9 protein-coding genes are annotated in these 13,368 nt (G+C 74.2%); 3 read left to right on the top strand and 6 right to left on the bottom strand.

Going from position 1 to position 13,368, the window contains the following annotated elements:
• The first annotated feature begins 157 nt into the window (after positions 1-157).
• From ACF9IK_RS08820 to ACF9IK_RS08810, 3 genes are all read left to right on the top strand, one after another.
• Positions 158-3,757 (top strand): amino acid adenylation domain-containing protein, encoded by a 3,600-nt coding sequence (locus tag ACF9IK_RS08820; RefSeq protein WP_395293689.1) that lies wholly within the window; start codon positions 158-160, stop codon positions 3,755-3,757.
• On the top strand, positions 3,754-4,686 hold the full coding sequence (locus ACF9IK_RS08815) for a leucyl/phenylalanyl-tRNA--protein transferase (RefSeq protein WP_395293688.1): 933 nt from the start codon (positions 3,754-3,756) through the stop codon (positions 4,684-4,686). Before ACF9IK_RS08820 ends, ACF9IK_RS08815 begins: the two co-directional genes overlap by 4 nt.
• A gap of 83 nt (positions 4,687-4,769) precedes the next feature.
• Positions 4,770-5,612 carry a serine hydrolase gene (locus tag ACF9IK_RS08810; protein ID WP_395293687.1) on the top strand — a complete coding sequence of 281 codons (843 nt, stop codon included), beginning with the start codon at positions 4,770-4,772 and terminating at the stop codon, positions 5,610-5,612.
• An 89-nt stretch (positions 5,613-5,701) separates the two neighbouring features.
• Here the strand turns inward: ACF9IK_RS08810 and ACF9IK_RS08805 are convergent, their stop codons facing one another.
• From ACF9IK_RS08805 to ACF9IK_RS08780, 6 genes are all read right to left on the bottom strand, one after another.
• The gene (locus tag ACF9IK_RS08805; RefSeq protein ID WP_395293686.1) at positions 5,702-6,349 is read right to left on the bottom strand and encodes a GTP-binding protein; all 648 of its coding nucleotides are present in this window, start codon (positions 6,347-6,349) and stop codon (positions 5,702-5,704) included.
• Positions 6,350-6,353: 4 nt separating this feature from the next.
• Complete coding sequence (locus ACF9IK_RS08800) at positions 6,354-6,719, bottom strand: DUF742 domain-containing protein (protein ID WP_395298512.1); 366 nt, start codon at positions 6,717-6,719, stop codon at positions 6,354-6,356.
• A gap of 64 nt (positions 6,720-6,783) precedes the next feature.
• On the bottom strand, positions 6,784-7,215 hold the full coding sequence (locus ACF9IK_RS08795) for a roadblock/LC7 domain-containing protein (protein ID WP_238862283.1): 432 nt from the start codon (positions 7,213-7,215) through the stop codon (positions 6,784-6,786).
• The gene (locus ACF9IK_RS08790; RefSeq protein WP_395293685.1) at positions 7,212-10,163 is read right to left on the bottom strand and encodes a sensor histidine kinase; all 2,952 of its coding nucleotides are present in this window, start codon (positions 10,161-10,163) and stop codon (positions 7,212-7,214) included. Before ACF9IK_RS08790 ends, ACF9IK_RS08795 begins: the two co-directional genes overlap by 4 nt.
• A 774-nt stretch (positions 10,164-10,937) precedes the next feature.
• Positions 10,938-12,602, bottom strand: coding sequence for a hypothetical protein (locus tag ACF9IK_RS08785; protein ID WP_395293684.1), 1,665 nt, complete (start codon positions 12,600-12,602; stop codon positions 10,938-10,940).
• 62 nt (positions 12,603-12,664) lie between these two features.
• Entirely contained in the window at positions 12,665-13,144 is a 480-nt protein-coding gene (locus ACF9IK_RS08780) for a hypothetical protein (protein WP_395293683.1), read from the bottom strand.
• Positions 13,145-13,368 lie beyond the last annotated feature (224 nt).

Raw genomic sequence — 13,368 nt, 5'->3', positions numbered from 1 at the left:
GCGCGGTCGCTACCGGGGGCGGTGGCTGCCAGGCGGTTGCCTGTCAGACTCCGGGCCGGTCGGCTCCGTGCCTGCCGGGCGCGGTGCGTGACCGGGCTTCGGACAGCGGCCCCGTCCTCCCGGCGGCTTTCGGCCGGGCGGTCGAAACGGGCCATGAGTGCGTATAGTCGGAAATGTCGCACCTCCCAGCATTCTGCCGCCACAGCACGAGGTCAAGCCGGTGGATGATCCAGCCGACAGCGCACACGGCACACGCGGGGACGCGAGTTCCGGTCGTCACGCCGTGGTGCGGAACGAGGACGGTCAGTATGCGATCTGGTTCGGTGACTCCACCGTGCCGGGCGGCTGGGCCACCGTGTACGGCCCGGCCGGGCACGCGGAGTGCCGCGCGTACGTGGAGAGCGCGTGGCGCTGGGGCGGGCTCGGGTTCTCCGGGCCGGCCGGGCCCGTGCGCGGGCCTGCGCGGGCCGGCTTCGCGGACACCGTGCACGGGTTGTTCCGGGCACGCGCCGCGCACGACCCGGAGGCGGTCGCGATCCTGGCCGAGGACGGCGCGCTGTCCTACCGCGAGCTGGACCGGCGCAGCGACCGGCTGGCCTGGGCGCTGCGGGCCCACGGGGTCGGGCCTGAGCACGTGGTGCCGGTCTGCCTGGAGCGCGGGCCGGACCTGGTGACGGCCTGGCTGGCCGTGCTCAAGGCCGGTGGCGCCTTCCTGCCGCTCGACCCGGCGCACCCGGAGCGGCGGCTGGCCCGACTGGTCGAGGACTGCCGGGCCCGGGTGGCGGTGGACGGCCGCGGGCAGGGCTATCCGGGTGTCGTGGTGCTCGGACCGGACGCGGGCCGCGACGCGCCGGAGGGCTCCGACAGGCGCGGCCCGGACGTGGGAGCCGATGCGCCGGACGTGGGAGCCGACGCGGAGGACGGACCGGCGCAGGACACCGCCGCCCCGGACGACCTCGCCTACCTGATCTACACCTCCGGCACCACCGGCACCCCCAAGGGCGTGCCGGTCACCCACCGCTCCCTCGTCTTCACCCTGGACCGGGTGGTCCGCGCCTACGGCCTCACCTCGCGCGACCGGGTGCTGCAACTCGCCGCGCTCGGCTTCGACACCTCGCTGGAACAGGTCTTCGCGGCCCTGGTCAGCGGCGCCACCCTCGTCCTCGGCGGAGCCCGCACCTGGGCGCCGACCGAGCTGGTGCACCGCATGGAGGAGCTGCGCCTGACCGTCGCGGACCTCACGCCCGCCTACTGGCACCACGTGCTCGCCCTGCTCCCCGAGGGCGGTCCGCCGCCGGCCGGACTGCGGCTGGTCGTGGTCGGCGGTGACACCGTGCACGCGGACGACTGCCGGACCTGCCTGACCCGGCTGCCCGGGGTCCGACTGGTCAACGCCTACGGGGTGACCGAGGCGGCCGTGACGTCCACGCTCTGCGAGGTCACCCCGGAGGTGCTGGACGCGGCCGCCGGGGCCGGCGTCGGCGCGGCGCCGGTGCCGATCGGGCGGCCGCTGCCGGGGGTGCGGGTGCACCTGCTGGACGCCCGGCTCAGCCCGGTGCGTCCGGGCGAGCGCGGCGAGATCTACCTCGGCGGGCCGGGCCTCGCCCGCGGCTACTGGCGGGAGCCGGGGCTCACCGCGGAGCGCTTCCTGCCCGACCCGTACGCCGCCTCACCCGGCGAGCGGATGTACCGCACGGGTGACGCCGGCCGCTGGCGGGCCGACGGCAACCTGGAGATCCTGGGCCGCTTCGACGACCAGGTGAAGGTCCGCGGCTACCGGGTCGACCCGGCCGAGGTCGAGTCGGTGCTGGCCGGCCACCCGGCCGTCCGGCAGGCCCGCGTCGCCGCCGACGGCAACGACGACGGGGCCCACGTCCTCACCGCGTACTACACGCTGACCGGACGCGGCGGCTCGGGCGCCCACGCGCGGCGCTCGCACATCCGCGAGTACCTGGCCGAGCGGCTGCCCGAATTCATGGTCCCGGCCGACTTCGTGCTGCTCGACACCATGCCGCTCACGTCGGCCGGAAAGATCGACCGGCGCCGGTTGCCGCACGCCACGCCTCGGCTGCAGCGCCGTTCTCCCGGCTCCGAGGACACCTGGACCGCGGAGGCCGACGGTGCCGGCGGCGTCGGCGGTTCAACCCGCGATGCGGGCCGGGGCGCGGGAGGGGAGCGTGCCCCGGACGGAGAGCGCGCCGTCGAGGACCGCACCGCGGACGGCGACCGCTCCGACGGCACCCGGGTCCGGCCGAACGGGGGCGGCAGTGCCATCGAGCCCGCCGTCGCCCACCTCTGGTCCGAACTGCTCGGCGTCGAGGACGTCCACCCCGCGGACGACTTCTTCGCGCTCGGCGGCAACTCCTTACTGGCCATGGAGATGCTCGCGCGGGCCAGGATCATGTTCGGCATCGACGTCACCCGGATCCGCTTCCTCACCCGCTCACTGCTGCGCGACTCGACCCTGCGCGCCTTCGCCGCCGCCACCCAGGCGGCCCGGGCCGGCGCGGCCGGGCGCAACGGCCTCGGCGAGGCCGTCGTCGACTGGGCCGCCGAGGCCGAACTCGGCACGCCCGTAAGGCAGTCCTGGAGCCCGGCCCCCTCGCGGGCCGAGCCGGCCGAGATCCTGCTCACCGGCGCCACCGGCTACTGCGGTGCACACCTGCTGAACGAGCTGCTCCACAGCACCGGCGCGCGCATCCACTGCCTGGTCCGCGCACCCGACGAGGAGCACGCCCTGGAGCGCATCCGCGCCGCGCAGCAGCGCTACCTGCGGCACGACCTCGCCGACGCCCGGGTCGTCCCGCTCGTCGGTGACCTCGCCGAGCCGCTGCTCGGCCTCGGCCAGCACCGCTTCGAGGCGCTCGCCGAGAGCCTGGACGCCATCCACCACCTCGGCGGACAGGTCAACTTCATCTACCCGTACCACCAGCTGCGCGGCCCCAACGTCGGCGGCACCCGCGAGGTGGTCCGGCTGGCCGGGCACAGCCGCGGCATCCCGGTGCACTACCTCTCCACCCTCGCCGTGCTGGCCGGCTTCGGCCCCGCGGGCGTCGCCGAGGTGACCGAGCGGACGCCGCTCGCCTATCCGGAGAAGCTCGCCGTCGGCTACGTGGAGAGCAAGTGGGTGGCCGAGCAACTGCTGCACCACGCGGCCGCGGCCGGGCTGCCGGTCACCGTGCTGCGCACCAACGACGTCACCGGCGATCTGACCACCGGCGTGATGAACACCGGGACGGAGATCTGTGCGCTGATCAAGTACATGGCCGACAGCGGCAGCTGTCCGGACGTCCGGCTGCTGCTCGACTTCGTGCCGGCCGACCGGTTCAGCCGGGCGGTCGCCCACATCGCCGCCCACGCCCCGGCGATCGGCGAGGTCTACCACATCACCTCGCCGCGCCCGGCCGTCCTCGCCGACCTCGCCGAGCGGCTGCGGGCGCGCGGCCACCCGGTGGACGAAGTCCCCTACGACGCCTGGGTCCAGGACCTGGTCCGGTTCGCCGCCCGGCACCCGACCCACCCGATGACCCCGTTCGTGCCGCTGTTCGTCGACCGCAGCCCGGGGACGGACCTCTCCATCAGCGAGATGTACTTCCGCCCGACGTTCCCGCTGTTCGACCGGGCCAACACCGAACGGGCGCTGACGGGAAGCGGGATCGCCCTGCCGGCGGTCGACGACGCGCTGCTCGACCACTACCTGGACCAGCTGACGGCGGAGGGCTTCCTGGCCCCGCCGGTCGGGACGGTGCAGCGGTGAGCGGCGCACCCGGCGCACCCGGCGCCAACGGGCCGACCGGACCGACCGGGGCCGCGGACGGTGCCGCCGGCGGGGTCGCGCACGCCCCGGGCGACGGCCGGGCGTTCGCCGGCCTCGACCTGGCGCGGGCGCCCGGCGACGCTCCGGTGGCCTTCGGGGGAGCCCTCGGCCCCGACACCCTGGTGGCCGCCTACCGGCGGGGGCTCTTCCCGATGCCCGCCGCCGACGAGCTGGCGAGCGCCTTCAACGAGGCCCGGTTCGAGGAGGCCGTGGCCTCGGGCGAGGTGCTGCTGCTGCCCGGCTCCGTCTCCCCGGAGGACGACCCGTACGCGCTGGCCTGGTGGTCCCCCGATCCGCGTCCGGTGATCGCCCCGGACGGTGTGCGCATCGGCAGCCGGCTGTCCCGGCGGCTGCGCAACGGCCTGGCCTGGTGGACCAGCGCCGACCGCGCCTTCGAGCGCGTCGTCGCCGCCTGCGCGGACGGCCGCGAACCGGCCTGGCTCACCACCGAACTGCGCGAGGCACTGAGCCGGTTGCACGACTGCGGCGCGGCGCACAGCGCGGAGGTCTGGGAGGGGGAGGAACTGATCGGCGGGGTCTTCGGCGTCCGCGCGGGGCCGGTGTTGAGCCTGGACTCGATGTTCAACCGCCGCCCCGATGCCGCCCGGGTCGCGGTCGCGGACCTCGCGGCCCGCTTCGGGGCGGCCGGCGGTCGCCTGCTCGACGCCCAGTGGGACACCCCCCACGTCCGGGCCCTCGGTGCCGTCCCGATCGAACGCCGGCGCTACCTCGCCGAGTTGGCCGCCCCGGCGGACGACGTCCGCCCGCCGGCCCCGGACGCCCTCCCGGCCGCCCGCCTGGGCCGGTCGGGAGGCCACACGGGCGGCGGGGCGGGCGGCCGGGAGGGGCGGAGGCGGCGCAGACGGTGACGGTGTCCGCGCCCCGGCGGTGTGGGGGCACTGCCGGGCCCGGATCGGTTTGCGTGGTGCGCCGCTCGGGAACGGGGGCGGGCATGGTTTCTGTGGTGGTGGCACCCCGGCACGGTGAGCCGGTGTTCGTGCGGGCCGGGGACGAGCTGCACGACGCGGCGAGCACGATGAAGGTGGCCGTCCTGGCGGCGCTCCACCGCAGCGGGGCGGACCTCGACGCCGAGATCCCCGTCGTGAACCACTTCGCCTCGGCCGTCGGCGGCGAGTTCGCCAACGACCCGGACTGGGACAGCGACCCGGTGCCCTGGGGCCTGCTCGGCCGGTCGGCGCCGCTGCGCACCCTCGCCGAGCGCATGATCACGCATTCGTCCAACCTCGCCACCAACCTCTGCCTCGCGCGGGTCGGGCCCGAGGCCGTCGCCGAGGTCTGGCGCCGGGCCGGGGCGAGCGGCAGCGCCAGCCCGCGCGGCATCGAGGACTACGCGGCGCGCGACGCCGGGGTGCAGAACCGGGTGAGCGCGCGCGACCTGGTCCGCCTGCTGCAGTCCGTCGCCGACGAGCCTGAGCTGCTCGCGCTGCTGGAGCGCAACGCCTTCCGGGTGGACCTGGCGGCGGGCCTGCCGCCGGGGACGCGGATCGCCTTCAAGAACGGCTGGATCCCCGGGGTGCGGCACAGCGTCGGCCTGGTCCACCCGCCCGACTGCCCACCGTACCTGCTCGCGGTGTGCTACAGCGGGCCGCTGGCCTCCGGGGAGGATGAGGACGACCCGGCGGCCCGGCTGCTGGCCCGGATCTCGGCCGCGGTCTGGGAGCGCCGGCACGCGATCGCCACGGCACGGCCGCTGCCGGCGCCGCCGGCCCCGCCGCACCGTCCGTCGCCGCCGGCCCCGCCGCACCGTCCGTCGCCGCCGCGCCGGGCGGGCTGATCCCCGGGGACCGCCCCGGCCCAGCGCCGGCACCGGCCCGCGCAGGGCCGGGGCGGGCGACGGCCCGGGCGGCGGGGAGTCCCGGCCGTTCAGCCGAGCGACTCGGCCCGGACGGCGGCGAGGTCCATCAGGTGGTCCACCAGGGCCAGCAGCAGGTCCCGCCCGAAGACGCGCTCGCGCACGTCGCCGAGCAGCATCGGCACCTGCGGGTCGAGGTCGAGCGCGGCCCGGATCTCCTCCGAAGTGCGGGTGTTCTGCCCGTGGAAGCAGTTGATCGCCACCACGAACGGGATGCCCCGGCTCTCGAAGAAGTCGATCGAGGCGAAGCTGGTGTCCAGCCGGCGGGTGTCGGCGATGACGATCCCGCCGAGCGCGCCGTTCACCAGGTCGTTCCACATGAACCAGAAGCGCTCCTGGCCGGGCGTGCCGAACAGGTAGACCACCAGCTCGGGGTTGACGGTGATCCGGCCGAAGTCGAGCGCGACGGTGGTGGTGTCCTTGCTGTCCACGCCGGACAGGTCGTCCACGCCCACGCTGGCGCGGGTCAGGTACTCCTCGGTGCGCAGCGGGGCGACCTCGCTGACCGAGCCGACCAGGGTGGTCTTGCCGACGCCGAAGCCGCCGGCGATGAGGATCTTGACGGCCGCCGGTGCGCTGGGGGCACCGGACGCCGAGGAGGACGGCGGCGCGGTCGAGGGGAGGGGTGAGGTCGGGGAGAGGGGTGCGGTCGGTGCCATGGGTTCAGAGCCTCCGGAGTCCTTCGCGTACGGCCGTCAGCAGGCCGAGGTCGACGCCCCCGCCGGCCCGGGCCACCGCGAGCGGGGCCCGGGCCAGCAGCAGGCCGTGGGAGACCAGGTCGCCGAGGAGGATCTTGGTGACCGAGACCGGCAGGTCCAGCCCGGCCGCCACCTCGGCGACGGCGGCCGGGTGGCGGCAGCGTTCCAGGATCAGCCGGTGCTCGGGCTGCAGCCCGCGCGACCCGGGCCGGGAGCCCCGGGCCAGGGCCGCGCGGGCCTCGTCCTCGACGGTGGTCAGCACCGTGATCAGGGTGAGGTCGTCGCGTTCGGGGGTGGTCCGGCCGCGGGTGATGGTGTAGGGGCGCACCATCGACTCCGCGCCGTCGTCCTCGTCGTCGCCGACCGCCTCGCTCCAGTGCGGGATCACCGGGTCATCAACCCCGGTTCCTTGCCGCGAAGGCGTCGAACTCGCCGCGGACCGGGGTGGTCAGCTTCTGGCCGACCTGCTGCACCAGGGTGTGCATGGCGACCGACATCACCTCGGCGTCGACCTCCTGGGAGGCGACGACGGCCAGGTGGGTGCCCTGGGCGGCCGCGATGACGAACAGCCAGACCTCCGACAGCTCGACGATGACCTGGTGCACCGGCCCGCCGTCGAACAGCTGGCCCACGCCCCGGGCCAGGCTCTGCTGGCCGGTGGCGACGGCCGCCAGGCGCTCGGCGTCGGCCCGGTCGATGGTGCGGGAGTGGCTGACGACCAGGCCGTCGTCGGAGAGCAGGACGGCGCTTCTGGTCCCGGCCACCGAGTCGACGAGTCCGTCCAGCAGCCAGTCCAGGTCCTGGTGGGTGGCGATCGTGCGATTCATGATTGGTCATCCGTCCTGGTGGTTCGGGGATCCGCGGCGGGCAGGGCCCAGGGCGAGGGGCCCGGCGCGGAGGTCGGGGGGTCGAGGGGCGCCGGGAGGGGCCGGCGGCCGGGGCCGGCCGCGGGGAGGTGGACCTCGCCGGGCTCCTGGACGCGGGCCGCGCGGGACTGGCGCTGGAAGGCGCCGATCGCCGCGCCGGAACGCGTCGGGCGGGGGCGCTCGAACGGGCCCGACGCGTTGCCGAACGGGCCGGCCGTGCCGGGCAGTGCGCCGTGCACGCCGCCGTGGCCGGCGGCGGGCGCCGTCTCGGCCCGGGCCGGGGGCGGCACGCGCAGCTCGGCCGCCAGGCTGGCCTGGCGGACGCGCTGCGGCAGCGGCGGCTGGCCGTCGGTCGGCGCGCTGTAGGGGACCGACGGGGCGTACTCGCGCCGCTCGGCGAGGCGGTAGTGCTCGGCCGGCCGGTACTGCTCGTCGGCGTACGGCGCCTCGGCGGCGGTCACCTTGGCGTAGGCGATGTCCGGGTAGGCCGGCGCGTCGTACGCGGGTGCACCCGGGGCGCCGTGGACCGGCGTGCCGTGCTCGGGGCTGCTGTGGACCGGGTCGGTGTGGTCGGTTCCGTCGTACCCGGACAGCCCGGAGTGATCGGATTCCGCGGCCCGGCCCGGTTCGACGGACTGCCCGGTCGTCGCGCCGTAGCCGGCGGCGCCGTCGGACGGGGTGTCGTGCCCGGTCTGGGCCGGGACGGGGGCGCGCTTGGCGGCGAACACCGAGTCGTACCCGTCGCCGCCGTACCCGTCGCCGCCGTACCCGTCCACCCGGTCGTACCCTCCGTGGGGGCCCGAGCCCGGGTCGTCCGCCGGGGACTGGTGCTCGACCGGCTCGGACGTGAGCGGCTGGATGTACTCGACGTGCGCGAAGGCCTCGACCGGCGCCACCGCGGCGGCCGACGGGCCGAACACGGTCTCCGGCGGCTCGACCGCGGACTCGGACAGCTGCCCGTCGCCCGATGCGCCCAGCGGCCCGTGAACGGAGCCGGCCCCGGAGTCCGCCGCACCGCCGGCCGCCGGCGCGTCCGCCGCCGCCGTCAGCGCGGCGAGTGCCGCCTTGCGCGTGCGCCGGGCGAGCGGGATCGGCTCCACCGGCGTGGCGTCCGGCAGGCCCGCGTCGCCGTCGATGACCAGCTCGGCGGGGACCAGCACGACCACCCGGGTGCCGCCGAAGGCCGACGGCCGGAACTCGATCTTCAGCCCGGTGTTGGCCGCCAGCCGGGCGACCACGTAGAAGCCGAGGCGGATGTCGTTCGCCCGGGCCAGCACGTCCATCCGGGGCGGACGGCTCATCAGTTCGTTCGCGGCGTCGTACTGCTCGGGGTCCATGCCGAGCCCGCGGTCCTCGATCTCCACGGCGAGGCCGCGGCCGACCATGGCGGCCCGCACCTCGACCGGGCTCGGAGGCTTGGAGAAGGTCGCCGCGTTCTCCATCAGCTCGGCGATCACGTGCGCGACCGGGCCGACCGCCCGCTCCGAGATCCACGGGTGGCCCTCGACCTCGACCATGATCCGCCGGTAGTCCTGCACCTCGCCCTGCGCGGCGCGCAGCACGTCCAGCAGGGGGACGGGCTTGCGCCACTTCCGCTGCGGCTGGCCGCCGGCCATGATGACGAGGTTCTCCTCGTAGCGGCGCAGGCGCGAGGTGAGGTGGTCCAGGTCGAACAGGCCCTCCAGCACCTCCGGGTCGTCGTGCTTGCGCTCCAACTCGTCCAGCTTACGCAGCTGCTGACCGATCAGCAGCTGGGTCCGGCGGGCGATGCGCTGGAGCAGCCGCTCGAAGCCGCGGTGCTGCTCGGCCTGCCGGACGGAGGTCGTCAGTGCCGAGGTGCGGGCCAGGTTGAGCGCCTTGCCGAGGCGGGCCAGCTCGTCGTTGCCCTTGCCGTGCTCCCCGGCCGTGATGGCGCGGGTCTCGGCCTCGACGTCGACCTGCTCTCCCCTGGAGAGCCGTTCGACGACCTCGGGCAGTGTGAGCTCCAGTTGCTGGGCCTGGCCCTGAAGGTCCTTGATCCGGCGGCGCATCGAGCGGGTCAGCCGCCAGCTGGTGAAGACCACCACGATGACGGCGATCAGGCCGGCGATGGTGGTCTGCACGAAGCGGGAGAGCAGGGCGAGGAAGGAGCTCCGGCTGACCTCGACCACGTCGTCGGTGCGGGTGTCGATGACGATGACCAGCTGCGGGTTGATCTGGTCGACGGCCTGGCGCCACTGGTCCTGGGAGGCCGGCAGTTTGACCGAGCCGCCGGTGTCGGTGGAGACCGGGCGGAGCAGTGCCTGCTCGACGGCGATCTTGTTCTGCCAGACCGGACTGTGCATCACGTCGTGCCAGGCGTCGACCTCTTGGGCCGGGACGAACGGGACGATCTGCAGGTTGAACAGGTAGTCCTGGGTGCTGATGGCCTGCTGCACCTGCTGGTAGTCCGCGACGGCGAGCTTGCCGGAGGGCCAGCCGCGGGCCAGGAGGGCGTCCTCGCGGGAGAGCATCTCCTTGGCCCAGAGGGAGCTCACCAGCGCCCTGGAGGTCCAGGTGACCTCGCCGTTGTCGATGCGGCTGAGCTCGGTGAAGAGCCGCAGGTCGACGGCGATCAGGTCGGTGAAGTACGTGTAGACGGCCTGCTGGTCGACGGCGGCGCGGTCGACCGCCGCACGCTGGTCGGCCAGCTTGTCCATCGCCTGCTGCGCCTCGGCGGCGGCGGTGCGGATCTCGGCGGGCGCGGCGTCGGCGGTCTCGGCGGAGACCCTCCGGAACTCCCGCACCGCCTCGTCGGTGAGTTGGCGCTGGCGGCGTAACGCGTCGGTGACGCTGCCGGGCCGGGCGAGCGCCTCGGTGGTGAGTCGGCGTTCCTCCTGGAGGTTGTAGTAGACGTGGTTGGACGGCTTGCCGACCTTCTTGGCCAGCATGCCCTGGTCCGCCTGCCGCCTGAAGTCCAGGAAGGTGTGGCCGCTGGTGGCCGCCCAGATGGCGGTGAGGGCGAGGCTGGGGACGATGGCCAGAACGAGCAGTGCCGTCCGTAGTGACAGGCGTGGACGCCTGCGGGGGGCCTTCGGTGTCCGGGGACGCCGATTCGCACGCGCGCGCAGAGCAGACTCCTAGGGGCTGGCGGTCGGCCTGGTGGGGCCGGACCGTCCGGGCACGGGCTATATGACGAGGCGATACTAGTCATACCGTGTGATAGGCGTGAAAGCCTGTTCGGCGCCTGGGCGATGCGCACACACGTCCTTGACAGAATGTCATGCTCCGGTTAACCGTCCGTCGGCGAAGCATCCCTGCGGCGACTCGCGACGCGTCGAGAACTCATACGGGGGCCCGGTATCGACCGGTCCGAACGTGACGGGGTGTGACGAGGTCCGGTCAAGGTGGCCACGTGGAGGCGATGTGGCATTCCCCGCCGGAAGATGTGTCCACTCCGTGGAAGTCGGCACGGGCGTTGACCGGCCCGGGGTACGTTACGCCGGCCGGCACCGGGCGGAGCCGTCCCCGGAGGGCGGTCCGCGGTCCGGGCGACCGCCGGCCACCCGCACGCCGTGGTGCCGATGACCTACGACGAGCTGCTGAAGCCGACCGGCGGAACGCCCGCGACGGTGGTGGCCGGGCGACGGCGGCCCACCAGGAGGAGGAACGCCCTCCCGGTCGCCGCGAGGCGGTCGGGAGGGCGCCCCCGGCCGGACGGGGCGTCAGCCCCAGTTGCCGACCAGCGGGTTGTCGCCCGGGTTGCCGAACTTCGTGCTGTAGACCACCAGGTCGCTGTTCTCGGCGGCGCCGTAGAAGCCGCCGTCGCTCGGCCGGTAGACGCCGATGGTCTCCTTGCCGGTGCCGTCCCAGTCGCCCTTGATCGGGACGTCGCCCGGGTTGCCGAACCGGATCGCGGGCCGCACGTTCTCCGTCTCGTTGGAGTCGTTGAGGTAGAAGTTCTGGGTCGCCGGGTCGTAGATGGCGACGGTGGTGGTGCCGTTGCCGTCCCAGTCGCCGACCAGCGGCTGCCAGCCCGGATTGCCCATCTTGATCCGGTACTTGACGGACGAGTTGTCGTCCGAGAGGTAGAAGGTCTGGTCGCCGGGGCGGTAGACGCCGACGGTGGTCCGGCCCCGGCCGCTCCAGTCGCCGACCAGCGGGACGTCACCGGGGACCCCGAACGGGACCGTGGCGGCGACCGCGGCGTTGTCGTCCGACAGTTGGAAGGTCGCCGTGTCGGGGTGGTAGACGCCGATGGTGTCGGTGCCCGGACCGTTCCAGTGGCCGGTCAGCGGGACGGCGTCGCCGCCGCCCCCGAACACCGTCCGGCCGGTGAACCAGCCGTTGTGGGAGGCCTCGCCGAAACTGCCGTCCGACGGCCGGTACACACCGACCGAGGCGGGGGCCGGGGTGGGCGTGGCGTTGACCACGGCCTTGCCGATCCGCTGCTGCGCCGCGACGGTCAGCGGCACCTTGTCCGGCTGGTCGGGGCCGAGCCAGCGGAAGTTCTGCAGGTAGACGACGCGCGGGTCCTGCGCGGCGATCGCGCGGTACTCGTCGTTGAACGCCGCGACGTCCGCATCGGTCCTGCCGCCGTAGCAGCCGTCGGCGACACCCTGCTGGTTGGTGGACTCCGGGAAGAGCATCAGGTGCTGGTCGGGCGAGGAGAGGAAGGTCTTCAGGTTCGCCAGCCGCGGCTGGATCTCGCCCCGGCCCACGCAGTAGTAGTCGAAGCCGACGATGTCGACGGCCGCGGGGATCGGCGCGGTCTGCTCGACGTTCCAGCGGTCGAGGCTCATGACCAGCAGCTTGTCCGGGAAGGCGGCCTTGATCTGGTCGGCCTGCGTCTGGACCTCGGCGGCCGTCAGACCGTGCGAGTAGGCCTCGTCGCTCACGTTGACGGCGGAGATCTTGTCGATGTTCGAGCCTATGCGCCGTACCAGGTCGGCGAGGTTCTGCGCGGCGTTCGGGTTCGGCTTGAAGGTCCACGTGTCCGTCGCCGGATCCCGGGGGAGGACGGTCTCCTGGTTGAGGTCGATCACGCAGGAGGCCGGTCGGCACTGGTCCAGGAACTCCAGCCGCGGGTCGGTACCGCGGTTGAAGGTGTTGAAGTTGGTGAACGACGACACCTCGGGCGCGTGGTTGGCGCCGTAGTTCGGCCAGTCGGGGTCCCGGATGTCGAAGTACCCGTAGTAGCCGAGCCCGCCCAGCATGGAGACGTGCAGGTCGTCCGCGGTGGTGACCTGGCCGGCCGCCGAGTGGTGGGCGCCGAGGCTGACATAGCCGTCGCGGGGCAGCCGGGCGGCGGTGCGGCCGGAGAAGACCGTCGAGCCGTTGACCTTCACGGTGGCCTGCTGCGTGTCGCCGGTCGCCAGCGCGACGGACACCTCGTACGAGCCCGTCGCGGGGGCGGCCGGCAGCGCGGTCGGCGTGCCGCCCTGGAAGAGCGTCAGCCCGCCGTCGGCCTGGACGCGCAGGCGCGGAAGAGCTCGTACCGGTCGTAGTAGCGGCGGGCCTGGATGGTCTTGCCGTCGTCGCCCAGGACGTTGCGGGCGACCTGCGGGTAGGCCACCTTGTGTCCCTTGAGCGTGACCTCGTTCCACTGGCCGAACATCATCGACGCGCCCTCGGCCACGATCTCGGTGCCCCGGTAGCGGAAGTCGGGCGCGAGGCGGAGCGAGTTGGTGATCGAGGTGCCGATCGCGGTCCGGCCGCGCTGCGGTGCACTGCCGGCCTCCCAGAGGGTGGCCTCGTCGTCGAAGATGTCGAGGTAGGCCTGGACACGGGGGTGGGAGAGGTCGCCGGGGGCAGGCGGGGTACCGGTCGGGACCTCGCCGAAGGCGAGCTGGCGCTTCATGAAGGCGCAGGCGTTGGGAGTGATCCGGCCCTCCACGCGGTCGACCTTCGCGCGGACCTCGGCGCACTCCACGCCGGTGTCCCGCGGGTCGGCGAGGCCCCGGTGGCGACGGCGGAGGGGCCTACGGCGACCGCGGCGGCGACGATCAGGCTGGTGCGGGCGGTGGTGGCGGGCATGGTGATACCTCGTTCGCCTGCGCTGGTCAGGGGGGCCCGGGCGGGGCTGCCCAGGCACGGACAGAACCTTCGCGGACGGGGAGGTGAGCGTCGATGACCTGCCAGGTAATGCGGGGGAGA

Source organism: Kitasatospora hibisci (genome assembly GCF_043950205.1).
Taxonomy (GTDB): Bacteria; Actinomycetota; Actinomycetes; order Streptomycetales; family Streptomycetaceae; genus Kitasatospora; species Kitasatospora hibisci.
Note: the sequence above shows the minus strand (reverse complement) of the source record. Positions and strands in the feature narration are given on the sequence as shown.

Coding starts and splice junctions, on each gene's coding strand:
- ACF9IK_RS08810 (WP_395293687.1), top strand. CDS start 4,770: ATGGTTTCTGTGGTGGTGGCACCCCGGCACGGTGAGCCGGTGTTCGTG.
- ACF9IK_RS08805 (WP_395293686.1), bottom strand. CDS start 6,349: ATGGCACCGACCGCACCCCTCTCCCCGACCTCACCCCTCCCCTCGACC.
- ACF9IK_RS08800 (WP_395298512.1), bottom strand. CDS start 6,719: ATGGTGCGCCCCTACACCATCACCCGCGGCCGGACCACCCCCGAACGC.
- ACF9IK_RS08795 (WP_238862283.1), bottom strand. CDS start 7,215: ATGAATCGCACGATCGCCACCCACCAGGACCTGGACTGGCTGCTGGAC.
- ACF9IK_RS08790 (WP_395293685.1), bottom strand. CDS start 10,163: ATGCTGGCCAAGAAGGTCGGCAAGCCGTCCAACCACGTCTACTACAAC.